Source organism: Devosia sp. P1_H9, assembly GCF_056405135.1.
This window is the reverse complement of sequence record NZ_JBFUCQ010000015.1, coordinates 1-23,389: the sequence shown is the minus strand read 5'-3', so window position 1 is coordinate 23,389 and position 23,389 is coordinate 1. Positions and strand designations below refer to the sequence as shown.

Sequence of the window (23,389 nt, the reverse complement as noted above, 5' to 3'; positions counted from 1 at the left end):
AATTTCAACTGGAAGGCACTCCGATGGCCCTCGGTTCCCCGGAAAAAGTCGAAACCTGCAACGCCATGGGCGATATCCTCAATCGCATCGGCGACAAGTGGAGCGTCATGATCGTCGGCTATTTGACGCGCAAGACCATGCGTTTCAACGAGTTGCGTCATGCCATCGGCGGCATTTCGCAGCGCATGCTGACCCTGACGCTGCGCAATCTCGAGCGCGACGGCCTCGTCACCCGCACGGTGTTCCCCGAAATCCCGCCGCGCGTCGAATACCAGTTGACCAATCTCGGGCGCACCCTCACCGAGCCGCTCGATGCGCTGTGGAACTGGGCCGCCGAGCACCAGGGCGAGGTGCAGAGCGCCCGCCACGAATATGACGCGATACATGAAGGCGCCACCGAGCAGCTCCCGCCGGAGCGGCGCTACGCCGGCGCCGCCAGGTGAGCAGCCGGGTCTCGACCCGTTCGAGCCTCGCTGAGGACCTGAGAGCCATCGGCCTTGCCGACGGCGACGCCGTGCTGGTGCACGCCGCACTCCGCAAGGTCGGTAAGATCGTGGGCGGCCCCGACGACATCCTCGACGCGATGCGCGACGTCATCGGCCCAGCCGGAACCGTACTCGGCTATGCCGACTGGCAACTCGAGGACGAGATCCGCGACGATCCGGCGATGCGCGAGCATATCCCGGCATTCGATCCGTTGCGCTCACGCTCGATCCGCGACAACGGCTTCTGGCCTGAACTGATCCGCACCACGCCAGGCGCGCTGCGCAGCGCGAGCCCCGGCGCTTCGATGGCGGCGATCGGCGGCGAGGCCGAATGGTTCACTGCCGACCACGCGCTCGACTATGGCTATGGCCCGCGGTCGCCGCTTGGCAAACTGGTCGAGGCCAAGGGCAAGGTGCTGATGCTCGGCGCGCCGCTCGACACCATGACGCTGCTGCACCACGCCGAGCACCTGGCCGATTTCCCCAACAAGCGCATCCTCCGCTACGAGGCGCCGATCCTCGTCGATGGCGAGAAAGTCTGGCGCTGGTTCGAGGAGTTCGACACGTCGGACCCACCCGACGGCCTCGCCGACGACTATTTTGCCGGCATAGTCGAGGAATTCCTCGCCACCGGCCGTGGCAAGCGCGGCAAGATCGGCGAGGCGAGCTCGGTGCTCGTCCCCGCCGATGAGATCGTGGCGTTCGCAGTCGATTGGCTCGAACGCTGGGGGCGAACCGCTAGGCGTTGAAGCCGCTGTCGACGAGGATCGACGTGCCCGTGATGCTGCGCCCGCCCGGGCCGGCAAGGTGCACCACGGCCGCGGCGATATCCTCCGCAGCGCCGAAGCGGCCGAGCGCGTTGAGCCCCATCTGCGACGGCGCCATCGGGCCATCGGCCGGGTTCATGTCGGTATCGGTCGAGCCCGGATCGACCGTGTTGACGGTGATGCCCTGCGGCCCCAGCTCGCGCGCCAGCGCCCGCGTCATGCCACCCAGCGCCGATTTGCTGGCGACATAGAGGCTGAGCCCCGGACCGGCTACGCGGCTCGCCATGTTGGTGCCGATCGAGATGATCCGCCCGCCCGCCCCCATATGCTTTGCCGCAGCCTGCGCCGCAAAGAACGGCGCGCGAGCGTGGATCGCGAACAGCCGGTCGAAGGTCTCGACCGTAACGTCGCCGAACGGCCCGCCGGTGCCGGTGCCGGCATTGTTGACGAGAATGTCGATCCGCCCGAATGCCTCGACGGTCCGGTCAACGGCGGCGATCACCGCGTCCGGATCAGCCGAATCGACCTGCATCGCGAGCACACGCCGGCCGAGCGCCGTCACCTGCTGCTCGATCTCGCCGGCCTTCTCGCCGTTGCGCTGGAAGGTGAAGGCGACGTCGGCGCCCTGTTTGGCCAGCGCCAGCACGGTGGCCGCGCCGATGCCGCGGCTGCCGCCGGTGACGAGCGCCACGCGGCCGGACAGTTCGAGGTCAGTCATATCGGATCTCCATTTTCTACCGATCGGTACACAATTGGCTATGACGGTTGCGATGCAGCGTCAAGAATTTTATACTGATCGGTAGACAATCATTCGGAAACCCGATTTTGGCAGGCCGCCCCCGCGAGTTCGATCGAGATGCCGCCTTGGACAAGGCGATGCGCCTGTTCTGGGAGCGCGGCTACGAGGGCACCTCGGTCGGCGACCTGGCCGAGGCCCTGGGCATCGGCAAGCCGAGCCTCTACGCCGCCTTCGGCCACAAGGAGCAGCTGTTCTACGAGGCACTCGATCTCTACATCCGCACCTACGGGCCGACCCTCGGCGACGTGCCCACCGCACGTGGCGCGATTGAGTCCCTGCTGCGCAGCAACGCCGAGACCTACACCGATCCCAGCATCCCCTCGGGCTGCATGATCGTGCTCGCGGCCGCCGTCGGTCCGCCGCAGAATGCCGAAGTTCGAGCGCATCTGGCGATGCTGCGCAACGCCTCGACGGGCTCGTTCGCAGCGCGGATCAGGAAGGGGATGATCGATGGCGATGTGCCGGAGGGCGCCGATGCCGATGGCATGGCGCAGTTCTACACTACGGTACTGAACGGCCTGGCCCTCCAGGCGCGGGACGGCGCCGGTGGCGCCGCCCTTGATCGTGTCATCGACGGCGCCATGGCCGCCTGGGACGTACTGGCTCGCCCGGCGCACTAGCCTAGCGCTTGGCCACCCACGCGCCGCTATCGCCATATCGCTTGCCGGCGAACTTCTCCGGCGACAGCAGTTCACCGAGCGTCATGAGCTCATCCGCCGACAGCACGATGCCGGCCGCAGCGACGTTCTGCTCGAGGTGGGCAATCCGCCGCGCGCCAGGGATGGGGACGATGAAATCGCCCTGGTTGATGACCCAGGCGAGCGCCAGTTGCGCCGCCGTCACGCCCTTGTCGGCAGCCATCTCCTCCAGCAGCTTCACCAGCGAGGCGTTGGCGGCCATGTTCTCGGGGCTGAAGCGGGGCAGTGTGCGCCGGAAATCGCCGTCGCCGAAATCCTCCGGCTTCTGGATCTTGCCGGTGAGGAAGCCGCGACCGAGCGGGCTGAACGGCACGAAGCCGATCCCAAGCTCACGGCAGGCGTCGAGAATGTCGCCCTCCGGATCGCGGGTCCACAGCGAGTATTCGCTCTGCAGCGCCGAGATAGGATGGACGGCATGCGCCCGGCGGATGATATCGGCACCCACCTCCGACAGGCCCAGCGCCCGCACCTTGCCCTCACGGACCAGCTCCGCCATGGCGCCGACCGTGTCCTCGATCGGCACCTGCGGGTCGAGGCGGTGGAGGTAGAACAGGTCGATCGCCTCGACCCCGAGCCGCTTCAACGAGGCTTCGGCCACTTCACGCGCATGCTCGGGCCGCCCATCGACCCCCGCCATGGCATCCGTACCGGTCTTGGCCGGGTCGATGCGGAAGCCGAACTTGGTGGCGATCACCACCTTGTCCCCAAATGGCTTCAGCGCCTTGCCGACAAGGATCTCGTTCTCGCACGGGCCATAGACCTCGGCCGTATCGAAGAACGTCACGCCAAGTTCCACCGCCCGGTGCAGCGTGCTGATCGCATCAGCTTCGTCCTGCCCGCCATAGGCATGGCTCATCCCCATGCAGCCGAGCCCGACTGCTGAAACGGTGAGGTGCGCGCCGAGTTTTCGCGACTTCATGTCGATGGCTCCACTGTCACCGCCCGGCGTTTGCCCGGCGCGTAGTTGTAGGCCGTTCTCGGCGCTCTGGGAGTACTGCGTCATATTCCTTCATCCTCTTCGTAGTGCCGGCATAGCCGGCGATCTTGGTGTCGAGGATGGCAAGGCAATCGGTGAGTTCGGCGAGACGGGCGCGAACGCGCTCGCGATGCGTTTCCAGCATCTCGCGGCGCTCCATTTCTGTTGGGGCGCCGCGCTCCCGGAGGCCTGCATAGTGCAGCATGTCCCGGATCGGCATCCCGGTCGCCTTCAGGCGGCCGAGAAACTCGATCCAGTTGAGGATCGACGCGTCGTAGTCGCGCTGCCTCGATTGGTCCCGGTCGGCGTAGGGGAGGAGCCCGATCCGCTCGTAGTAGCGGATCGTATGCGCCGTAAGTCCCGAACGCCTGGCCAGTTCACCGATCTTCATAATGCCTTCCTTGCCACGACGCGCCCAAGGCTAGGAGTTCGAGCGCGCTCTAAGTCAAGGGGCATAAATGTGGCTAGACCAGCGCCGTGATTTCCTTCTTCCGCCACCAGCCGCAATAGTAGGTGGCCTGGAAGGTGAGCAGCGCCGTGAAGCTGAGGCAGTAGCCCCACCACACCCCGTCGAGCCCGAAGAAGTGACTGAGCGTCAGCGCCGCCGGCACCTCGACGAGGATGATCGCCGCCAGCGACAGCGCCATCGGGATCCACACGTCGCCTGAGGCCCGCATCACCGCCGAGAACACCGAGCCCCAGCCGAAGACGAGGCAGCTCCACAGCACAATGTGCAGCAGCCGCTCGGCAACCTGCACCACCTCTTCGTCGGTGATGAACAGCCGCACCAGGTGCTGCGAGAACAGGTGCGCGATCAGCACCAGCGCGCCGGTGACGATGAGGTTCATCAGCAGCGCCGTGCGCGTCACCTTCTCGACATCGTCGAAGCGCCGCGCCCCGATCGCCTGTGCGGCAAAGATCGAGGCGGCAATGCCGATCGACATGGCCGGGAACTGCACATAGCTCATCACCTGGTTGACCGCGCCATAGGCCGCCGTGGCGCTGGAGCCGAAGCGGTTGATGATCCCGACGATGACAATGGCCGACATCGACGACACCACCATGGAGACGCCGGCAGGGATGCCAAGCTTGAGGATCAGCCCCAGGAGCTTGAAATCCACCTTCAGGTGCCGGAACAGCTCGGCGTCCGGCGCCATCGGGCTCTTCCGGGCGTTGAGGTAGAAGTAGAGGAAGATCAGCACCACGACGAAGCCGGCGATGAACGCCACAGCCGCCGCCAAGACGCCGATCTGCGGCAGGCCGAACCAGCCCTGGATCAGCGCCGGCGTGACGAACAGCCCAACGCCGATCGAAAAGATCAGCGTCAGCAGCGGCGTCACCGTGTCGCCGACGCCGCGCAGCATCGAGGTGATGAGGAGGAAGATGAAGAACCCCGGCATGCCGATAAGCACGATCCGGCCATAGGCCGTCGCCTGCGCCACGATATCGGCCGGCGCGCCAAGCAACTCCATCAGGTTCTGCGCGAAGAGGCCACCGAACACCGCGACGACGAGCCCCATCAGGAAGCCGACGGTCAGCGTCGTGCCGGTGACTTCCTTGATCTTGAGGATGTTCTTGGCGCCCCATGCCTGCCCGATCAGGATCGAGGCGCCCGAGGCGAGCCCGATCACGAACGAGATGAGGAAGATCATGATCGGGAAGAACACCGAGACAGCGGCCAGCGCCTCCACCCCGATCATCTGCCCGATATAGATGTTGTTGATCGTTCCCGACAGCGACTGCAGGATGTTGCTGAGCATCAGCGGCACGAGGAAGACGAGGAACCGCTGCCAGAGCGGCCTAGAGAGATTGTTCATCGAATGAACTCCGAAACCCGTAAAGTATGCGACGGCGTTGGGCCCCAAATGACCAGCGGCCGGTCTGTCGACCGGGTCGCGAGGCGGGCCACTTCACATCTCAGCTGAAGATGCAGGCGGGTCGGAGCACGATGGGGTATGAACGCACGGGCGGTTCTCTAGACCCGCCCTGCCCGTCGGTCAACGCCCGGGCTCGTCAAGCCGGCCTTGCTCGACCAAGGCAAGAACAATGATGACCGGTCTAGTCGTGCTCCCCGATCACCACGGCGAATAGATGCGATCAACAACTCTCATCACCGAAGTGCTGCACCTCGTGTAGCCTGCCGCCCATGACCAAACCTGTCGCCATCGTCACCGGAGCCGGCCAGGGCATCGGCGCCGCCATCGCCCGCGAGCTCGCGTCCCGCAACTACGAGCTGGTGCTGTTCGCCCGTTCCGAGCAGGTCGAAGCTGTTGCGGCCGAACTCTCCGCCACCGCCGTCCGAGGCTCGCTCACCGAGCCCGCGGACCTCGAGCGCCTCGTCACCACCACGCTCGCCACCCACGGTCGCATCGACGCCGTGGTGAACAATGCCGGCCACGTCCCCACCGGCGACATCGGCACCATGGCCGACGATGCCTGGCAGGACGGCTTCGATATGATCGTCCTCAACCCGGTCCGCCTGATGCGGCTGGTGACACCGCATTTCCTGGCAAATAACCATGGCTCGGCGGTGAACATTTCGAGCTTTGCCGGCAAGTCTCCCGACCTCGCCATGCCCATGTCGTCTGCTTTGCGGCCCGCCCTCCAGGCCTGGACCAAGCTCTACGCCGACCGTTACGGCTCCAACGGCATCCGTATGAACGCCGTGCTGCCGGGCTTTCTCGACAACTACGACACCGTCGAAGCCCGCCGCCAGAAGATCCCCGTCGGCCGCTACGGCGAGCTACAGGAAGTGGCCAAGGTCGTGGCCTTCCTCCTCTCCGACGACGCGTCCTACGTCACCGGCCAGAGCCTGCTCGTCGACGGCGGCATGACCCGCGCGCTCTAACCGGCATCACCGTGATGAATGGAGACAATCACCAGATGTCATCGCGCGCAGCGCTCGATCTGAGGTAGTTTCCGCTCATGCATGCACCCGCCCCCCACAGCGGACCCGCGCACTTTTGGCTCGGCGTCCGCATGTTCTTTCCTGTCGCCATCTCCATCGCCGCCTATGGCGTGGTGTGGGGCGTGCTCGCCGGCCAGGCGGGAATGAGCGTGCTCGAGGTACTGCTGATGAGCGGGCTGGTGTTCGCCGGCGCCAGCCAGTTCGTCGCCCTCGATAGTTGGACGCCCGGCAATCTGCCCATCCTCGCCATCGTCATCACCACCGCTATCGTCAATCTCCGCATGCTGCTGATGACGGCAACGCTGCGACCGCTAACCACCCATTTCTCGCCGCTCCGCGCCATCTTCTCGGTCTATCTGGTGGCCGACGAGAACTGGGCCATGACCATGGGCGAAGTCGCCAAGGGGCGCGGTTCGGTGGCCTTCCTGATCGGCTCCGGCTTCTGCTCGTGGATCGCCTGGGTGGGCTCGACGCTGGCCGGCCGCCTGCTCGGCTCGGTGGTCGACGACCCGACCAGGTACGGCCTCGATTTCGCCTTCACCGCCACCTTCCTCGCCCTGCTGCTCGGTATGTGGAAGGGCAAGGGCGATCTGATCCCCTGGCTGGTGGCCGCGCTCGCCGCCATCGTCTCGGCGAAACTGATCCCGGGCAACTGGTACATCATCATCGGCGGCCTGCTCGGCAGCCTCGCGGGCGCGATCGTTGAAACACGCAAAGGCAGGACCAATGTCGATCTCGCTTGAGGCCCTGATCACCATCCTGGGGATGACGGCGGTGACCTTCGCGATCCGCGCCGGTGGACTGCTGCTGGCTGACCGCCTGCCCCGCACCGGCTTCGTCGCGAGCTGGATGAAGCACATCCCGGCAGCCGTGCTGGCCTCGCTCGTGGCGCCCGCCATTGCTGGCGGCGGTCCCGCCGAGGGCATCGCCGCAGCAGTGACGCTCGTGGCCTATGTGCTCAGCCGCAGCCTCTTCGTCGCCATGGTGGCCGGGGTAGGCGCGGTATTCTTCGCGCGGCTCGCACTGGGCGGTTGAGGAACGCCAAGCCTTCTGGCTCGTTGTAGCGACAACAAGGAGGTCACATGCACACGATCATCGGACAGTTCGACAGCTACGAGCACGCCGCCGCCGCCGTGCATGCCCTGCACGAAGCCGGCATCTCGCACACCGACATCAGCTTCGTCGCCAACACCCCGCCCGACTATGAACCGGACGACGTCGGCGAAGGCGCCACCACCGGTGCCGAAGTCGGCGCCGGGCTCGGTGCGGCCGGTGGCCTGCTCGCCGGCCTCGGCATCATCGCCATTCCCGGCCTCGGCCCCGTGGTCGCTGCCGGCTGGCTGTTCGCCACTGCCGTCGGCGCCATCGCCGGCGCCGGGGTTGGAGCCGCGACCGGCGGCCTCGTCGGCGCGCTGACCAGCGCCGGCGTCTCCGAGAGAGAAGCCCAGGTGCTGGCCGAAAACGTCAAGCGCGGCGGTGCCATCGTCAGCGCCCGCGTCGACGAAGCCCACGCCGGCCCGGCCGCCGCGATCCTGCGCTACGCCGAAGGCGTCGATCCCTCGGTCGGGCGCCAGTCGCTGGAAGCCGAAGGCTGGACCGGCTTCGACGAAGCCGAACCTCGCCCGCCCCGCCGCGCCGACGACTATCCCTACGTCCCGCCAATCGTCTGACGCGACAGCAGGTCTCGCCTCTCGGCCGGATGCTTGCGGCTGTCGAAGCCTGAGGGTTGCACGGCAAACGGCACAATGGTACGGGCATGCCGTTGCCCCTGTGGTGGAATTGGTAGACGCAGCGGACTCAAAATCCGCCGCCGCGAGGCTTGTCGGTTCGAGTCCGACCGGGGGCACCAATCAATCATCTTTTCTGATGTGAGCCGCCACGCCGCTGGCTATTGCGGCGTCAGGTTCTCGGTGCCCGTGCCGGGCTACCCTGCGATGGTCCACAGCCCTCGCATCGAGCCGTCATCCATCACTTGGTAGATCACCAGCCCGATCGCCTCGCCCATGCTAGGGCCGGCCGCTCTGGACTGACAATCGGGAGCAACGCAGAGTGGCGATCACTTTGTCACGGAGGATTCGATGGCTGGAACGATCAGGCTCGGCACCGCCGGTTGGGTGTTCGAGCCCTGGCGCAAGAGCTTCTATCCCGATGGCCTGAAGCAGAAGGACGAGCTCGCATATTCGAGCGCGCGCCTCGGCAACATCGAGATCAACGCCACCTTCTATTCGCACCAGAAGGCCGCAAGCTTCGAGAACTGGGCCGGCCAGACCCCTGACAGCTTCATGTTCAGCGTCAAAGGCCACCAGCTGGTGACCCACATCAAGCGGCTGAAGGATGTCGAGCAGCCGCTGGCCAACTTCTTCGCCTCGGGCGTCATGGCGCTTGGCGCAAAGCTTGGCCCGTTCTGCTGGCAACTGCCGGGCAATGTTGCCTACGACGCGGCGCGCATGGAGGCGTTCCTCGCGCTCCTGCCTCGGACCCCGGACGCACTGCTGGCGCTGGCCGCCAAGGCCGATGGGCTGAAGAACCCACCCTTCCTCGATGCCACCGGCATCGGCAAAGTTCGCCATGCCATTGAGGTGCGCCACAAGAGCTTCGCCGATCCCCGGTTCATCGAGCAGTTGCGCGCTCATGACGTCGCACTCGTCGTCGCCGACACCGAGGACTGGCCCTATATCGACCAGACCGCCGACTTCTCCTACGCGCGCCTGCAGGGCGCACCGGGGAAAGAGAGCTATTCGCTCGCCGAGCGCGATACCCGGGCCGGCTGGCTCAAGGCGTGGTCCGAGGGCAAGCCGGTCGCCGACGGTTCCTACGTGACCGGCGCCGAGGCAAGCCCCCCGCCGCGCGACGTGTTCGCGTTCTTCGTTTCGACCGACAAGGAGCACGCCCCGGACAACGCCCGTGCGGTGATGGCCACGCTCGGCCTCAAGGGCCCGGCAGGGGACTGAAACGTGAGTGACGATCTCGTGACCCGGCTTAAGTTGACTTGCGGCGCGCTCCCCAGAATATGGCGCGCATCCGCACCGGAGCGTCATCGTGACCACTAGCCTCACTCAGGATCGTCCACGCCTTCTGGCGACGATCGCCTTCGTCCTCGCGCTCGCCACCATCGCCGGCGCCTGGGGCTCGCAGCTGTTCGGCGGGCTTGTCCCGTGCGAACTCTGCCTCGAGCAGCGCCTCGCCTACTATTGGGGCCTGCCGCTGCTGGCGCTGATCCTTATCCTGTGGCACCGCTTGCCGCGGGTGGTCTTCTACACCGCGATGGGCATCGTCATTGCCGTCCTCGGCTGGGGCCTCTACATGGCGACCTACCATGCCGGCGTCGAGTACGGCTTCTGGCCCGGCCCCACGGCCTGCACCGGCACGGGCGTCGACGTCAGCTTCTCGGACCTGACGAACATCAACGCCGCCAAGGTCGTCCCCTGCGACAAGATCCAGTTCAGCCTGTTCGGCATTACCCTTGCCGGCTACAACGCGTTGATCCTCGTGGCGGTAATCGCCATGCTGGTCGGCGCAATGCTGTCGAAGGGCCGGAAGGCCGCCTGAGCCTTACGGCTCCAGCTCGATGTCCCAGTAGAGATAGTCCAGCCAACTCTGGTGCAGGTGGTTGGGCGGGAAGGCGCGGCCGTTATTGTGCAGGTCGTGCACGGTCGGCTGGAACGGCTCCTGCATCGGGAACATCTTGATCTCGCGCGGCAGCCTGTTGGCCTTGCGCAAGTTGCACGGCGCACAGGCGGCGACCACGTTCTCCCAGGTGGTGCGGCCGCCCTTCGAGCGCGGGATCACGTGATCGAAGGTCAGGTCATCGCGCGTGCCGCAATACTGGCATTGGAATTTGTCGCGCAGGAAAACGTTGAAGCGGGTGAACGCGGGGTGCCGCGCCGGGCGCACGTAGTCCTTGAGCGAGACGACGCTGGGCAGCAGCATCTCGAAGCTCGGAGACTTGATCACCCGGTCGTAATTGGAGACGACGTGGACACGATCAAGAAAGATCGCCTTGACCGCGTCCTGCCAGGACCAAAGCGACAAGGGATAGTAGCTGAGTGGCCTGTAATCGGCATTCAGCACCAGAGCGGGGCTATTCTCAAGCGACACATGTACCGTCACTTGTCGCCCCCTGATCGGGAATCGCGGCCAGTCATGATCAGCAATATTCTATGCCGACTGTGACAGCGCTGTGAAGCGCGATTCGATCAGTCGATTCAGGTGCTTTGCGCGAGCATGAAGGACGTGGCGAAATCCAGCCCATCGGGGGCAATCCCATGCGCCGTGCCGGCCGAAATGTGGAGCCCGACATCGTAGCCCGCCGCCGTCAGTTCGGTCGCCGCCTGCCGGCTGAGCGCCGGATCGACCACCTGGTCGATGTCGCCATGGATCAGCGCCACCGGCGGCTTGTCGGCAGCGGGAAAGCTCTCGGCCGGAACGAACGCCCCGGAGAACGACACGATACCGCGAACCGGCTGCGGCAACGCCGTGCCGATATGCAGCGCCATCATCGCCCCCTGCGAGAAGCCGATGAGGAATGTGTCGGCGGGCTTGATGTCGGTTTGCGTCCAAAGGTCGGTAAGGAACTCGATGATGACAGGCGCGGCGTTCTTCGCGCCCTCGATGCGGCCGGCGATGCGATCGACGCTGAGTGGAAACCACTCGAAGCCGAACGGGTTGCCGGCGCACGGCGTCGGCGCGTTCGGCGCGATGAACAGCGCCTCCGGCAGCAGCGGACCCCAGTGATGGCCGAGCCCGATCAGGTCGCTGCCATCGGCGCAGTAGCCGTGCAGCAGGATCACTGCCTGCTTCGGGGCGCCACCGCTTTTGGGCGGCAGCATCGGGCCGGAGAGCTTGGCCATCAGATCGACAATCCTTCCTTGTTCCGCACGGCGCGGTAGTAGCGCCACAACAGCAATGCGGCAGTGGAGCGGTGCGGCGACCAGCGCCGCGCCATGTCGATCAAGTCCTTCACCGGCGGCTTGCCGTCAAGCCCGAACGCCCACTCCGCCGCCCGCTGCAAGGCCACGTCACCGGCCGGAAAGATGTCCGGGTGGGCAGCCGAGAACATCAGGTAGATCTCGGCGGTCCACGGCCCGATGCCCTTGAGCTTGGTGAGCGCAGCTATGGCGTCGTCGGCCGGCAGCTCGGCCAGATGCGCGAAGTCGACGCTGCCCGCGGCGATCGCCTCCGCCAACCCCCGCAGTGTCCGGTACTTGCTACCGGATTGCCCCGCGCCTCGAACCGCCTCCTCGCTGAGCTTTAGATACCCCACCGGATCGAGCGCCCCCTCAAGCAGCGCGAACCGCGACCAGATCGCATCGGCGCTGGCAGTCGACACCTGCTGTCCGGTGACGATCCGCGCCAGCCCCTCGAAGCCGCCGGGCGAGCGGCGAATCTCGAACGACCCTGCCCTGTCGGCAATGGCGGCAAGGCGAGGATCGAGCTGGATGAGGGCGCCGAGGTTGCGCTGCAATGCCTCCGGCGTATCGAGACGGTCTGTCAAAGAAATATCCTTACGTGCTAGCACTTTGCCATGCTCAAACCCGTCCTCCGCTTCGCCCCCAGCCCCAACGGTTTGCTGCATCTGGGGCACGCCTATTCGGCGCTGTTCACGGCGCTATGGGCCGAGAACCTCGGTGGCCGGTTTCTCGTCCGCATCGAAGACACCGACATAACCCGAAGCAAGCCGGAATTCACCGCCGCGATCTTCGAGGACCTGCATTGGCTCGGCCTCGAGTGGGAAACGCCGGTGATGCGCCAGTCCGAGCGCTTCGATGAGTACGCGGCCCAGGCCGACCGCCTGAAGCGCCGCGACCTGCTCTACCCCTGCTTCTGCTCACGCACGGAGATGGCCGCCGTGTCGGCCGGCGTCGACCCCGACGGCGCGCCGCTCTATCCGGGCACCTGCCGGCACCTGTCGCACGACGAGGTGAGCCAGCGCTTCGCCGAGGGCCGCGAGGTGCAATGGCGGCTGAAGACCGACGAGGCAATGGCGCTAACCGGCATCCTGCCCTACACCGTCGCCGCGCCGACCCCGATCGATCGCCCGCAGATCCGCTACGCCCGGCCCGAGCGCTGGGGCGATGTCGTGCTGCAGCGCAAGGGCATTCCGACCAGCTATCACCTGAGCGTGGTGATCGACGACGACGCGCAGGGCGTCACCCATGTCACCCGAGGCCGCGATATGGAGGCCTCGACCGATATCCACGTGCTGCTGCAGATGCTGCTCGGCCTCACCTCGCCGATCTACACCTTCCACAAGCTGATCCTCGACGACGAGGGCAAGAAGCTCGCAAAGTCGAAAGGCTCCACATCGCTGCGGAGCCTTCGCGAGGCGGGCCGGACGCCGGAGGATGTTCGGCGGGAGCTGGGGTTCTAGGCCGGCTGACCCGGAGCTAGCCGACCCCCACCCCTGTCCCCTCCCCTAAGAATGGGGAGGGAGATCAAAACATCAGCACCTCAATAGGCGTCTCCCTCCCCCTGTTGAGGGGGAGGGGACAGGGGTGGGGGTCGGCCCGTACCGGACCGACCTCAGGCCGCCAGCTTCTCCTCCTTGAAGAACGGCGCCACGGTCTCGGCGACTGCTTCGCCGAACGGCGTCGCGAAGTCCGGGCCGAGGATCGCGTCCAGCCGAGCATCCCTGAGCTCCATTTGGTTCTCCCACAGGTACGCCATCTTGCTGACTGCCCGCATCAGCGGATCGACCAGGCCGACCACATTGAACAGCACCCGCGGGAACACGCCGACCTTGAGCTTCACCGGAGCCGCGGCGACAGCGGCCTCGGCCATCTGCTCCGGCGTCACGTAGTTGCCTGCAAAGTGGAAATTCTCGAAGGTGCCGAACTCCTTGCGGTGCCAGGCGAGCTTCTCGAAGGCCCGGCCCAGGTCCGGCAGATAGGCCCAGGAGTGGCCGACGCCAGGCACGCCCATCATGGCGAATTTGCCCTTCTTGGCCTCGCGCAGCATGGCGAGATCGAACCAGTCGAACGTGCTCTCCGGCCCGTAGAAATCGCCGGCGCGAAGGATGATCGCCTGGATGTCGCCGCGCTTCGCCGCCGCCTCGTACATCGCCTCGACCCGCACCCGGATCTCGCCACGCGGCGTCTGCGGGTGCTGCTTGAGGTCCGGCGTCACCAGCCGGTCGGTGGCGGCGTAATTGTAGATATTGCCCGGGAACAGCAGCGTCTTCCTGCTGGCACCCAGTGCCGCGATCACCCGCTGGTTCTGCGCTTCCATCCGGCCCTGGTCCCACTGGTGGTAGGGCAGGTTCAGCGCGTTGACGACGACGTCGATCTCGCCGATCGCCGCCCGCATCGCCTGGAGATCCTCTGCATCCCCCTTGATGAAGCGGACGCCGGCGATTGGTTGCTTGTTCGAGCGGCCGAACCCGGAAACCTCCCACCCTGCGGCGACGAACGCCTTGGCGATGTGGTGGCCGACATGCCCGTTGATCCCGAGGACGATGACTTTCTGCGCGGTCATTTGCTTGCTCCTTGCTGGTAACGAACAAGGTAGGCGCAACATCCGCGTTGATGAATTGGACAAGATCGTTCACTTTCCATACATAATTGAATGGCACGGAGGCCTTGAACGATGCCCGATCCAGACTGGTCGTTGTGGCGCAGCTTCGGCGCGGTCGTCGAGCACGGCTCGCTCTCGGCGGCCGCTCGTGCCCTCGGCCTCAGCCAGCCCACTCTCGGCCGCCACGTCGAGGCACTTGAGCAAGCACTCGGCATGAGCCTGTTCGAGCGCACCCTCACTGGCCTCCGCGCCACCGACACCGCGCTGAAGCTCTACGAGCCGGTGCTCGCCGCGCAACAGGCGCTGGCCGAAGCGACGTTGATCGCTGAGGGAGCCAGCGCCGCGCTGACCGGTTCGGTCCGCATAACCTCGAGCACAGTGATGTGCCATTACGTGCTGCCGCCGTTCCTGCGCGATTTGCGCGAAGCCTTCCCGCAGGTGGCGATCGAGCTCGTGCCGTCCGACTCGGCGGAGAACCTGCTGCTGCGCGAGGCCGACATCGCGGTCCGTATGTTTCGCCCCACCCAGCTCGAGCTGATCACCAAAAAGCTTGGCGAGAGTCCGATCATCACCTGCGCCCACGAGAGCTACATCATCAGGCGCGGCAGCCCCGAGCGCCCCGAACAGCTGGTCGAGCACGACCTCATCGGCTTCGATCGCTCGGACCTGTTGACCAGCGCCGCCCGCCGCATGGGGTTCGAGCTCAGCCGCAACGACTTCATCGTCCGCACCGACAGCCAGACCAACATCTGGGAGCTGATGAAGGCCGGTCTCGGTATCGGCTTTGCGCAGCAGGTGATCGTCGAGCAGACACGCGGCATGGTGCCGCTCCTGCCCGATTTCCGCCCGCCACCGCTCGAAGTGTGGTTGACCACCCACCGCGAACTGTTCACCAGCCGTCGCATTCGTGCCATCTATGACCGACTGGGCGAGGGCCTCAGCCGCTTCCTCGCAGGGACCCCGCAATGAACATCACCGGCATTATCACCATCGTCGCGCTCGCCGCGGTCGCCATCATCCTCGGCATGGGGCTGTGGAACATGTTCCGTGGCGGCGACCCCAATCTCAGCCAGAAACTGATGCGCGCCCGCGTTATCGCGCAGGCAGTGGCCATCGTGGTGATCCTCGCGGCGCTGTTCTTCTTCGGGCGGGGTAGCTAAAGGAGCGCCGGAAAGCCACGCTGAAAATGGCTTCGCCCTGACACACCACCTGCGCTAGCTTCACGCCTCTGACTCGCGGCGGAACGACATGGTCAAGATCAACAAGATTTACACCCGCACCGGCGACGACGGCACCACGGGGCTGGTGCGCGGTCCGCGCCGCTCCAAGGCCGACCTCCGCGTCGAGTGTTTCGGCACCGTTGACGAGGCCAACAGCTTCATCGGCATGGCGCGCCTCAATACCGGCTCGATGCCCAAGCTGGACCGGCTGCTCGCCCACATCCAGAACGACCTGTTCGACCTCGGCTCCGATCTCGCGACCCCTGGCGCCGATCCGGCCGGCGCGCCGCCATCACTGCGGATCACACCGGCCCAGGCCGCGTGGATCGAGCAGCAGATCGATCACTACAACGAGGCGCTGAAGCCGCTGACGAGCTTTGTCCTCCCCGGCGGCACGCCGCTCGCGGTGGCGCTGCACCTCGCGCGCACCGTAACCCGCCGCGCCGAGCGGCTGGTGGTCGAGCTGATCGCCGCCGAGCCGGACGTCAACAACGCCGTACTCGTCTATCTCAACCGGCTCTCCGACCTGATGTTCGTCATGGCGCGGGTGGCGAACGCCAACGGCGAGACCGACGTGCTGTGGACGCCTGGAAAGTTCAGCGCCGATCCGTCCTCGCGCGGCTGATGTTCATCCCGCTTCACGACCGCAATCCGGTCCGGCACATCAAATTCGCCTACGTCAATTACGGGATCATCGGGCTCAACGTGCTGGTGTTCCTGATCCAGCTCGCCCATGGCAGCGGACTGGCCTTCGACGAGTTCGCGCTGAGCTACGCCGCGGTGCCGGCCTATTTCCTGCAGCCCAATGCCCCCGATCGGCTGCCCTTCCTGCCCGACGGCTTCTCGCTCGTCACCTACGCGTTCTTCCACGCCGACTGGCTGCACCTGGGCAGCAACATGCTGTTCCTCTGGGTGTTCGGCGACAATATCGAGGACGCGCTGGGCCACGTGAAGTTTGCGCTCTTCTATCTTGCCTGCGCCGCGCTCTCGGGCCTCGCCTACATCCTCTTCGCCATGGGCACCTACACCTGGCTGATCGGAGCTTCGGGCGCCGTGGCCGGGGTGATGGGCGCCTACATCGTCCTCTACCCGCACGCCCGGGTGTACGTGCTGCTAGGGCTGGCTATCCCGATCCCCCTGCCCTTGCCGGCGCTGTGGATGCTCGGCGCCTGGGCCGTGGTTCAGGTGTTCTATCTGGTCGTCGGCGACACCAGCCCGGTGGCCTGGTCGGCCCATATCGGCGGCCTGATCGCGGGCGCGGCCCTCTGCGTGCCGCTGAAGCGACGCGACGTCGTGCTGTTCGGCGGTCGCTAGCGAACACGCATAGACAAGGTCAAAGTGGGCAGCGGCTGCTGTTCGGCGGCCGCTGATCCGTAAACGATTGATTCACGATCGCGCCATTCCGGCACAATCGAGGGAAGGTTTCGTTTACGCCCCGGTCATAAAACCTCGGGGATGAACATGGATCTGACATCGCAACTGCTTGCCGCGCGCTCCGCAGGGACGCAGCAATCGATCGCCATGGCCGTGCTGAAGAAGTCGCACGAGATGGAGATGTCGCTGATCCAGATGGTCGATGCCGTGGCGCGTTCCGCTCCACCGCCCGGCCAGGGGACGAAGGTCGACAAAGTAGCCTGACCAGCCGGAGGGGTGATGAACCTCGATACGTCGATCTATCGCATGGCCTTCCGAGAGGCCGACACGCTCGGCGTCGCCCAGGTGCTCGTCGCCAAGAAGCGCGCCGATCTCGAGCATCAGCTGCTGCTCAAGCAGGTGAACGAAGGCTCGCAAAGCACCGGCGCCGACCTCGAACGCGCCCTCAGCGACATGGAGCGACGCTCCGACGAGTTCGTCGGCCGCATCATCGACAAGCAGGTCTGAGCCGTCCGGCCGCGACGCCCGATCCCTGAACACTCGCTGAACACCAGCGCCAACTCATCATATGATTCAGCAAAAATGCCGTTGCGCGGCAGTCGCGGCGACGGCAAAAGCGAACACTTCAGCGGGGGGAACGCTGAAGAGGAGTTCGGCCCCATGAAGACGGGCTACGAGAAGATGGTATCCGGCGAGCTCTACGAGGGGCCGGATTGGAACCTGATCGAGATGCAGGTCGAGGCCAAAAAGAAGCTCGATCGTCTCAACGCCGTCCCCAGCTGGGACATGCCCAACCGCACCGCGATGTTCCGCGATCAGCTCGGTAGCTTCGGCGAAAGCTTCGTGCTGAGCCCCATCACCTGGGAGTACGGCAAGCACATCCACATCGGCGACGGCGTGTTCATCAACTTCGAATGCGTGTTCCTCGACGGCGCCGAAGTCCGCATCGGCGACGGCACCGCCATTGCCCCGCGCGTCATGTTCCTCACCGCCGGCCACCCCGTCGATCCGAACGAGCGCGAGCGCCGCGATCCCAAGACCGGCAAGCTGATCGGTGCCCAGTGCATCAACAAGCCGATCACCATCGGCAAGCACTGCTGGATCGGCGCCGGCACCATCATCGTCGGCGGCGTCACCATCGGCGATGGCACGACGATCGGCGCCGGCAGCGTCGTAACGCGCGACATCCCCGCGGGCGTACTGGCCGCCGGCAACCCATGCCGGGTGATCCGCAAGGCCGACGCCAAGCCGATCCGGCAAGCCGCCAACGCAGCCTAACGGACGAGAAACGCCTCGACCTCGGCGCGCGACGGCGCGCCGAGCCGGCCGCCGAACCGCGTGCACTTGATCGCTGCCGCCGCCGAGGCAAAGGCGATGATGTTGCGCATCGGCCAGCCTTCCAGCAGGCCCACCGCGAATCCGGCGTGAAACACATCGCCGGCCGCCAGCGTGTCGATCGCCTCGATCTTCGGCGCCGGCGAATGACGGATGCCGCCGCCCTCGGTCCACCAACAACCATCAGCCCCGGCGGTCACCGCGACGAAGCCCTTATGGCTCATCGCCAGCCACCCGGCCGCCTGCTCCGCCGTCGCCGCCCCGGTCACCAGCTTCGCCGCACTCTCCGACGCCACCACATGCGTCGCCAGCGGCAGCAATCCGTCCAGCACCTCGCGCGCCGCCATGTCGGCATCGAGGATCGCCGGAATGCCGGCGGCCTTCGCGGCGACCAGCGCCAACGCCGCGGCACCCGGCCAGCGCACATCGGTCATCACCGCATCGATCCCACCAAGCTTCGGCGCGGCCTCCGCCGGCGCCATCAGCGTCGGATCGTAGCGCGGCACGATCATCGTACTGCCGGTGCGATCCATGAAGATCGACGAGAAGCCCGAGCGCGACCCCGCCACCCGCCGCACCCGCGAGCAATCGACGCCCTCGCCCGAGATCTGCTTGACCAGCCGGTCGCCAGTAGCGTCGTCACCGGCCGAAGCCCACAGCGCTGCCTCGCCACCGAGCCGCACAATGCTCGCCGCCTGCGCCGCGGCCATGCCTTCGGCCACCTCAACCGCGTCGAGCGGAATGACCTTGCCCGGCCCTGCCGGCAATTGCTCCAGCCGGAAGATGGTGTCCATCGTCAGGGCACCGACGCAGAGGATCTTGCCCATGCGTCAGGCGCCGATCAGCGTGTCGATGACGTTGTGCCCGTCAGGCGTATCCCACTCTGCCGGGCCCTGCAGCACCGCCAGCTCGCACCCCTTCTCGTCGAGCAGCAGCGTCGCCGGCAGCCCGATCGCCACCGCCTGCTGCTGCAGCCGCTTGAATGCATCGAAGGTCGAGTCGGCATAAAGCGGCAGGTTCGTCAGCCCCTCGTCGGCGAGGAATTTCTTCGCCTTCTCGAGGCCGCTTTCGCCCACGTCGAGATTGATCGGCAGCACCATGAAGCTGTCGGAATTGTACTTGGTCGCCAGGGCAGCGAGCGCCGGCATTTCGGCCCGGCACGGCACGCACCAGCTGGCCCAGAAGTTCACCAGCAGCTTCTTGCCGGCAAAGCTGCCGATCGTCGTGGGCGCACCCGCCGCGTCCATGAACCCCATGTCGGCATAGCCGCGCCCCTCGCCGGTCCCGGTGAGTGCCGCCAGCGCGCCGACTGCGGCGGCGTCGATCTTCTGGCCCTTCACCACCTGCGGATCGCACTGCGTCGCCTGCGCCGGCATGAAGTTGCCAATGACGAGGGTAAGGACTAGTGCTACCGCCGCGCTGGCCAAGGCAATCAGCAGCACCCGCTTGGGCTGCAGTCTGCGGGTCGGAGCGGGGCTTTGGTCGGTCATGAATCTACCGTTGGAGTTGAGATGAGCAATCGCATGTGGGGCGGCCGTTTCGCGACCGGGCCCGACGCCATCATGGAAGAGATCAACGCCTCCATCGGCTTCGATCAGCGTCTCTACAAGCAGGACATCGCCGGCTCTATCGCACACGCCACCATGCTGGCGGAAGTGGGCATCCTGACCCAGGCAGACCGCGACGCGATCATCACCGGCCTAAAGACCGTGCTCGACGAGATCGAGACAAACAAGTTCACGTTCTCGCGCTCGCTCGAGGACATCCACATGAACGTCGAGAGCCGGCTGAAGGAAGTGATCGGCGATGCCGCCGGCCGCCTCCACACCGCCCGCTCGCGCAACGACCAGGTGGCCACTGACTTCCGGCTCTATGTCCGCGACGCCATCGACACGCTTCTCGCCCAGGTGAAGACACTGCAACTCGCTCTGGTGAAGCGCGCCGAGGAAGAAGTCGCAACCATCATGCCCGGCTTCACCCACCTGCAGAACGCTCAGCCGGTGACCTTCGGGCATCACCTGCTTGCCTATGTCGAAATGCTCGGCCGCGACTACGGCCGCTTCGAGGATGCGCGCAAGCGCCTCAACGAAAGCCCGCTCGGCTCCGCCGCCCTCGCCGGCACCCCCTACCCGATCGATCGCGACATGACCGCCAAGGCGCTCGGCTTCGACCGCCCGACCGCCAACTCACTCGACGCCGTCTCGGATCGTGACTTCATCCTCGAGACGCTATCGGCAGCCAGCCTCTGCGCCATGCACCTCTCGCGCTTCGCCGAGGAACTGGTGATCTGGTCGTCGCCGCAGTTCGGCTTCGTCAAGCTCAGCGACAAGTTCACCACCGGCTCGTCGATCATGCCGCAGAAGCGGAACCCCGACGCAGCCGAGCTGATCCGCGCCAAGGTCGGCCGCATCATGGGTGCGTTGACCTCGTTGATGATCGTCATGAAGGGCCTGCCGCTCGCCTATTCCAAGGACATGCAGGAAGACAAGGAAGTCGCCTTCGACGCGCTCGACTCGCTGTCGCTCTCGCTCGCCGCGATGACCGGCATGGTCGAAGACCTGAAGGCCAACCGCGAGAAGATGCGCGCCTCGGCCAACGCCGGCTTCTCCACCGCCACCGACATCGCCGATTGGCTGGTGAAGCAGGCCAACATCCCGTTCCGCGAAGCCCACCACATCACCGGCCAGATCGTCGCGCTGGCCGAGCAGAAGGGCATGACGCTCGACGGCCTCACCATCGAGGACTTCAAGTTCATCGACCACCGCATCGACAGCCGCATCCACAAGGTGCTGAGCGTCGAAAGCTCGGTCGCCGCGAGGAAGAGCTACGGCGGCACGGCGCCGGAGAACGTCGCGGCCCAGGCCGCCCGCTGGAAGGAAATCCTCACCGGCGTGAAGTCCGAGCCGGTCAGCGTGAAGAAATCCGGCGGTCACGGCGACGGCGGGGTGGAGTAGGCTTCGGCCATGCCGCGCAAACCCCGTGCCCTGCACCTCACCGCCGACCATGTCGCCCGCATCCCGGTGATCGAGGATCCGGGTCAGCCGACCTACCCGGGCATCCGCCCAGCGACCGAAGCGGACTATGAGGCCGAAGTCGCGCGCATCATGGACTCGGCGCCCCAGGGTGAGTTCTGGATCTTCGCCCTCAGCTCCCTGATCTGGAACCCTGCCACCGAGTTCGACCAGCAGCGCATCGCTGTCGCCAGCGGCTGGCACCGCAGCTTTTGCCTGTTCGACCAGCGCTGGCGAGGCAACCCCAAACAGCCCGGCCTGATGATGTGCCTCGATCGAGGCGGCAGCTGCCGCAGCGTCGCCTACCGCATCCCGGCGGGGACCATCAAGGCCAACATGGACAAGCTGGTCCGCCGCGAAATGAGCATGGTGCCCAATGCCTTCCCCGGCCGCTGGATCAAGGTGACGACCGCCGAGGGGCCGCTCACCGCCCTGGCCTTTGCTATCAACCGCAAAAGCACGCGCTATGTCGGCGGCCTCACCCTGGCGGAGCGTGCCGACCGACTGGCTCAGGCCCATGGCTGGAAAGGCTCGATGGCCGAGTACGTGCTGTCGACCGTGACCAAGCTCGAGGAGTACGGCGTTCACGACCGCAACCTCTGGGCCCTGCAGCAACTGGTGGCCGAGCGCATAGACCATCACTATCCGGCCCATAGAGAAGTCTGACTTCCGTTTTCGGCCCTATTCGCCTAGAGCTTGGCGCAGATTTTTGGGGCGAACGACCTTGGTGCATCATTTCCAGTATCGCGACGACCGGCTCTATGCCGAGGACGTCGACCTGACCGCACTCGCCGGCAAGGTGGGCACGCCGTTCTACGTCTATTCGGCCGCGACGCTCCGCCGCCACGTGCGGGTGATGCGCGAGGCCTTCACGGGCATCGACACCCTCGTCGCCTACGCCATGAAGGCCAACTCGAACCAGGCGGTTATCAAGCTCATCGCCAGCGAAGGCGCCGGCGCCGACGTGGTCTCCGGCGGCGAACTCGAGCGCGCCGTCGCCGCGGGCGTGCCGCCCAACCGCATCGTCTTCTCCGGCGTCGGCAAGACCTTCGCCGAAATGCGCCGGGCCCTCGAAATCGGCATCAAGTGCTTCAACCTCGAAAGCGAGCCCGAGCTCGAGCGGCTGAGCGATGTCGCCGTGTCCATGGGCATGACCGCGCCGGTCTCGGTACGCATCAACCCCGATGTCGATGCCGGCACCCATAAGAAGATCTCGACCGGCAAGGCCGAGAACAAGTTCGGCATCCCCTTCGCCCGCGCCCGCGAGGTCTATGCCCGCATCGCGGCGCTGCCCGGCGTCCGCGCCGTCGGCGTCGACATGCATATCGGCAGCCAGATTACCGACATGACGCCGTTCGACAACGCCTTCGCGCTGCTCGCAGAACTGGTGCGTGACCTGAAGGCCGCCGGCCACGACATCCGCCACGCCGATGTCGGCGGCGGCCTCGGCATCCCCTATCACCACGACGAGGACGCTCCGCCGGCACCGCCCGCCTATGCCGAGATCGTGCGCAAGCACATCGGCCCGCTCGGTGTCTCGCTGGTGCTGGAGCCCGGCCGGCTGATCGTCGGCAATGCCGGCATCCTCGTCACCAAGGTCGAGTACGTGAAGGAAGGCGGCAAGACCTTCGTCATCGTCGATGCCGCGATGAACGACCTGATCCGCCCCACCCTCTATGAGGCGCATCACGACATCCAGCCGGTGGTCCATTCCAACCTGCCGCAGATCACCGCCGACGTGGTCGGCCCCGTCTGCGAGACCGGCGATTTCATCGCCCAGGACCGCAAGATGGAAGGCGTCAAGGAAGGCGACCTGCTTGCCGTGATGTCCGCCGGCGCCTATGGCGCGGTAATGGCCTCGACCTACAACTCGCGCCCGCTGGTGCCCGAAGTGCTGGTCGACGGCAGCAAGTGGCACGTCATCCGCCCGCGCAAGTCGATCGCCGAACTGATCGCGCTCGACAGCGTGCCGGACTGGGTCTGATCGACAGCGGCTGAAGCTCCATCGTCCCACCCGCACCAGCCGGCACCTCCCCTCTGACGGGGGAGGTTGGGTGGGGGTGAGCGGAGCCACAATCATGAGGCCAGGCAAGGCGTTGCGAGAATCTTGCACCGATCTATCCCCCCACCTCCCCACCCGCGCGAATCTGTGCTGGTCCGCTGCACCGAAGCGAGATCATGACGAGTGGTTGGTGCGGTGGAGACCGGGTGGGCTGCGGGTCGCTGCAGTTCAGGCGGAAACCATCACGGCAAGGACCGGTTCGCCGGTCAAGCCGCTATCACGCGAGGGTTGCTCGATGCGGA

General features: G+C 65.9%; 30 protein-coding genes and 1 tRNA gene. 21 read left to right on the top strand and 10 right to left on the bottom strand.

Features of this window, described 5'->3' with window-relative positions; genetic code table 11:
• Positions 1–23 precede the first annotated feature (23 nt).
• Together AC1DYL_RS21105 and aac(3) are read left to right on the top strand one after the other, a co-directional pair.
• Positions 24–443 carry a winged helix-turn-helix transcriptional regulator gene (locus AC1DYL_RS21105; RefSeq protein ID WP_477147961.1) on the top strand — a complete coding sequence of 140 codons (420 nt, stop codon included), beginning with the start codon at positions 24–26 and terminating at the stop codon, positions 441–443.
• Positions 440–1,234, top strand: a complete 795-nt coding sequence (gene aac(3), locus AC1DYL_RS21100) for an aminoglycoside 3-N-acetyltransferase (protein WP_477174654.1) — start codon at positions 440–442, stop codon at positions 1,232–1,234. The genes AC1DYL_RS21105 and aac(3) overlap by 4 nt, the downstream gene beginning before the upstream one ends.
• On the opposite strand, the gene AC1DYL_RS21095 is transcribed toward aac(3), so the two are convergent.
• Positions 1,224–1,970 (bottom strand): SDR family NAD(P)-dependent oxidoreductase, encoded by a 747-nt coding sequence (locus AC1DYL_RS21095; RefSeq protein ID WP_477174653.1) that lies wholly within the window; start codon positions 1,968–1,970, stop codon positions 1,224–1,226. The genes aac(3) and AC1DYL_RS21095 overlap by 11 nt on opposite strands.
• A 107-nt stretch (positions 1,971–2,077) precedes the next feature.
• Between AC1DYL_RS21095 and AC1DYL_RS21090 the strand changes: the two genes are divergently transcribed.
• Entirely contained in the window at positions 2,078–2,671 is a 594-nt protein-coding gene (locus AC1DYL_RS21090) for a TetR/AcrR family transcriptional regulator (RefSeq protein WP_477174652.1), read from the top strand.
• A gap of 1 nt (position 2,672) precedes the next feature.
• On the opposite strand, the gene AC1DYL_RS21085 is transcribed toward AC1DYL_RS21090, so the two are convergent.
• The 3 genes from AC1DYL_RS21085 to AC1DYL_RS21075 form a co-directional block, all read right to left on the bottom strand.
• Positions 2,673–3,668: an aldo/keto reductase gene (locus tag AC1DYL_RS21085; RefSeq protein WP_477174651.1), complete on the bottom strand. Its 996-nt coding sequence runs from the start codon at positions 3,666–3,668 to the stop codon at positions 2,673–2,675.
• Between the two features lie 16 nt (positions 3,669–3,684).
• A complete protein-coding gene (locus AC1DYL_RS21080; RefSeq protein WP_477174650.1) occupies positions 3,685–4,116 on the bottom strand; it encodes a MerR family transcriptional regulator in 432 nt (143 codons plus the stop codon).
• A 73-nt stretch (positions 4,117–4,189) separates the two neighbouring features.
• Entirely contained in the window at positions 4,190–5,542 is a 1,353-nt protein-coding gene (locus AC1DYL_RS21075) for an MATE family efflux transporter (RefSeq protein ID WP_477174649.1), read from the bottom strand.
• 329 nt (positions 5,543–5,871) lie between these two features.
• Between AC1DYL_RS21075 and AC1DYL_RS21070 the strand changes: the two genes are divergently transcribed.
• The 7 genes from AC1DYL_RS21070 to AC1DYL_RS21040 all read left to right on the top strand — a co-directional run bounded on the left by AC1DYL_RS21070 (position 5,872) and on the right by AC1DYL_RS21040 (position 10,182).
• On the top strand, positions 5,872–6,573 hold the full coding sequence (locus tag AC1DYL_RS21070; RefSeq protein WP_477174648.1) for an SDR family oxidoreductase: 702 nt from the start codon (positions 5,872–5,874) through the stop codon (positions 6,571–6,573).
• A 131-nt stretch (positions 6,574–6,704) separates the two neighbouring features.
• Positions 6,705–7,376, top strand: coding sequence for an AzlC family ABC transporter permease (locus AC1DYL_RS21065; RefSeq protein WP_477174647.1), 672 nt, complete (start codon positions 6,705–6,707; stop codon positions 7,374–7,376).
• The gene (locus tag AC1DYL_RS21060; protein WP_477174646.1) at positions 7,360–7,668 is read left to right on the top strand and encodes an AzlD family protein; all 309 of its coding nucleotides are present in this window, start codon (positions 7,360–7,362) and stop codon (positions 7,666–7,668) included. Before AC1DYL_RS21065 ends, AC1DYL_RS21060 begins: the two co-directional genes overlap by 17 nt.
• 47 nt (positions 7,669–7,715) lie before the next feature.
• Positions 7,716–8,303, top strand: a complete 588-nt coding sequence (locus AC1DYL_RS21055) for a hypothetical protein (protein ID WP_477174645.1) — start codon at positions 7,716–7,718, stop codon at positions 8,301–8,303.
• Positions 8,304–8,397: 94 nt separating this feature from the next.
• Positions 8,398–8,482 (top strand) — tRNA-Leu (locus AC1DYL_RS21050).
• A 229-nt stretch (positions 8,483–8,711) separates the two neighbouring features.
• Positions 8,712–9,584 carry a DUF72 domain-containing protein gene (locus AC1DYL_RS21045; RefSeq protein WP_477174644.1) on the top strand — a complete coding sequence of 291 codons (873 nt, stop codon included), beginning with the start codon at positions 8,712–8,714 and terminating at the stop codon, positions 9,582–9,584.
• 88 nt (positions 9,585–9,672) lie between these two features.
• On the top strand, positions 9,673–10,182 hold the full coding sequence (locus tag AC1DYL_RS21040) for a disulfide bond formation protein B (protein ID WP_477158746.1): 510 nt from the start codon (positions 9,673–9,675) through the stop codon (positions 10,180–10,182).
• 3 nt (positions 10,183–10,185) lie between these two features.
• Here AC1DYL_RS21040 and AC1DYL_RS21035 read toward each other — a convergent pair whose 3' ends face one another.
• From AC1DYL_RS21035 to AC1DYL_RS21025, 3 genes are all read right to left on the bottom strand, one after another.
• Positions 10,186–10,743 carry an HNH endonuclease gene (locus AC1DYL_RS21035; protein WP_477147974.1) on the bottom strand — a complete coding sequence of 186 codons (558 nt, stop codon included), beginning with the start codon at positions 10,741–10,743 and terminating at the stop codon, positions 10,186–10,188.
• Positions 10,744–10,838: 95 nt separating this feature from the next.
• On the bottom strand, positions 10,839–11,483 hold the full coding sequence (locus AC1DYL_RS21030) for an alpha/beta hydrolase (RefSeq protein ID WP_477174643.1): 645 nt from the start codon (positions 11,481–11,483) through the stop codon (positions 10,839–10,841).
• Complete coding sequence (locus AC1DYL_RS21025; RefSeq protein ID WP_477174642.1) at positions 11,483–12,127, bottom strand: DNA-3-methyladenine glycosylase family protein; 645 nt, start codon at positions 12,125–12,127, stop codon at positions 11,483–11,485. The genes AC1DYL_RS21030 and AC1DYL_RS21025 overlap by 1 nt, the downstream gene beginning before the upstream one ends.
• Before the next feature lie 30 nt (positions 12,128–12,157).
• On the opposite strand from AC1DYL_RS21025, the gene gluQRS reads away from it, so the two are divergent.
• Positions 12,158–13,003: a tRNA glutamyl-Q(34) synthetase GluQRS gene (gene gluQRS, locus AC1DYL_RS21020; RefSeq protein WP_477174641.1), complete on the top strand. Its 846-nt coding sequence runs from the start codon at positions 12,158–12,160 to the stop codon at positions 13,001–13,003.
• A 152-nt stretch (positions 13,004–13,155) separates the two neighbouring features.
• Here the strand turns inward: gluQRS and AC1DYL_RS21015 are convergent, their stop codons facing one another.
• On the bottom strand, positions 13,156–14,106 hold the full coding sequence (locus tag AC1DYL_RS21015) for an NAD-dependent epimerase/dehydratase family protein (RefSeq protein WP_477174640.1): 951 nt from the start codon (positions 14,104–14,106) through the stop codon (positions 13,156–13,158).
• A gap of 111 nt (positions 14,107–14,217) precedes the next feature.
• Between AC1DYL_RS21015 and AC1DYL_RS21010 the strand changes: the two genes are divergently transcribed.
• From AC1DYL_RS21010 to AC1DYL_RS20980, 7 genes are all read left to right on the top strand, one after another.
• Positions 14,218–15,114 (top strand): LysR family transcriptional regulator, encoded by an 897-nt coding sequence (locus AC1DYL_RS21010; protein WP_477174639.1) that lies wholly within the window; start codon positions 14,218–14,220, stop codon positions 15,112–15,114.
• On the top strand, positions 15,111–15,305 hold the full coding sequence (locus AC1DYL_RS21005; protein WP_477147980.1) for a twin transmembrane helix small protein: 195 nt from the start codon (positions 15,111–15,113) through the stop codon (positions 15,303–15,305). Before AC1DYL_RS21010 ends, AC1DYL_RS21005 begins: the two co-directional genes overlap by 4 nt.
• Before the next feature lie 88 nt (positions 15,306–15,393).
• On the top strand, positions 15,394–15,990 hold the full coding sequence (locus tag AC1DYL_RS21000) for a cob(I)yrinic acid a,c-diamide adenosyltransferase (protein ID WP_477158751.1): 597 nt from the start codon (positions 15,394–15,396) through the stop codon (positions 15,988–15,990).
• Positions 15,990–16,679, top strand: coding sequence for a rhomboid family intramembrane serine protease (locus AC1DYL_RS20995; protein WP_477158752.1), 690 nt, complete (start codon positions 15,990–15,992; stop codon positions 16,677–16,679). The genes AC1DYL_RS21000 and AC1DYL_RS20995 overlap by 1 nt, the downstream gene beginning before the upstream one ends.
• Before the next feature lie 147 nt (positions 16,680–16,826).
• Complete coding sequence (locus tag AC1DYL_RS20990) at positions 16,827–17,003, top strand: hypothetical protein (RefSeq protein WP_477147983.1); 177 nt, start codon at positions 16,827–16,829, stop codon at positions 17,001–17,003.
• Between the two features lie 15 nt (positions 17,004–17,018).
• Entirely contained in the window at positions 17,019–17,246 is a 228-nt protein-coding gene (locus tag AC1DYL_RS20985) for a hypothetical protein (RefSeq protein WP_477147984.1), read from the top strand.
• Positions 17,247–17,399: 153 nt separating this feature from the next.
• Complete coding sequence (locus AC1DYL_RS20980) at positions 17,400–18,017, top strand: sugar O-acetyltransferase (protein ID WP_477158753.1); 618 nt, start codon at positions 17,400–17,402, stop codon at positions 18,015–18,017.
• Here AC1DYL_RS20980 and AC1DYL_RS20975 read toward each other — a convergent pair.
• Both AC1DYL_RS20975 and AC1DYL_RS20970 read right to left on the bottom strand, forming a co-directional pair.
• Positions 18,014–18,901 (bottom strand): PfkB family carbohydrate kinase, encoded by an 888-nt coding sequence (locus AC1DYL_RS20975; protein ID WP_477174638.1) that lies wholly within the window; start codon positions 18,899–18,901, stop codon positions 18,014–18,016. The two genes, AC1DYL_RS20980 and AC1DYL_RS20975, sit on opposite strands and share 4 nt — an antisense overlap.
• A gap of 3 nt (positions 18,902–18,904) precedes the next feature.
• The gene (locus tag AC1DYL_RS20970) at positions 18,905–19,564 is read right to left on the bottom strand and encodes a TlpA disulfide reductase family protein (RefSeq protein WP_477174637.1); all 660 of its coding nucleotides are present in this window, start codon (positions 19,562–19,564) and stop codon (positions 18,905–18,907) included.
• A 21-nt stretch (positions 19,565–19,585) separates the two neighbouring features.
• Between AC1DYL_RS20970 and argH the strand changes: the two genes are divergently transcribed.
• The 3 genes from argH to lysA all read left to right on the top strand — a co-directional run bounded on the left by argH (position 19,586) and on the right by lysA (position 23,069).
• The gene (argH, locus tag AC1DYL_RS20965; RefSeq protein ID WP_477174636.1) at positions 19,586–21,028 is read left to right on the top strand and encodes an argininosuccinate lyase; all 1,443 of its coding nucleotides are present in this window, start codon (positions 19,586–19,588) and stop codon (positions 21,026–21,028) included.
• Between the two features lie 9 nt (positions 21,029–21,037).
• Entirely contained in the window at positions 21,038–21,751 is a 714-nt protein-coding gene (locus tag AC1DYL_RS20960; RefSeq protein ID WP_477174635.1) for a gamma-glutamylcyclotransferase, read from the top strand.
• 61 nt (positions 21,752–21,812) lie between these two features.
• Positions 21,813–23,069, top strand: coding sequence for a diaminopimelate decarboxylase (gene lysA, locus AC1DYL_RS20955; protein WP_477174707.1), 1,257 nt, complete (start codon positions 21,813–21,815; stop codon positions 23,067–23,069).
• Positions 23,070–23,389: the final 320 nt, after the last annotated feature.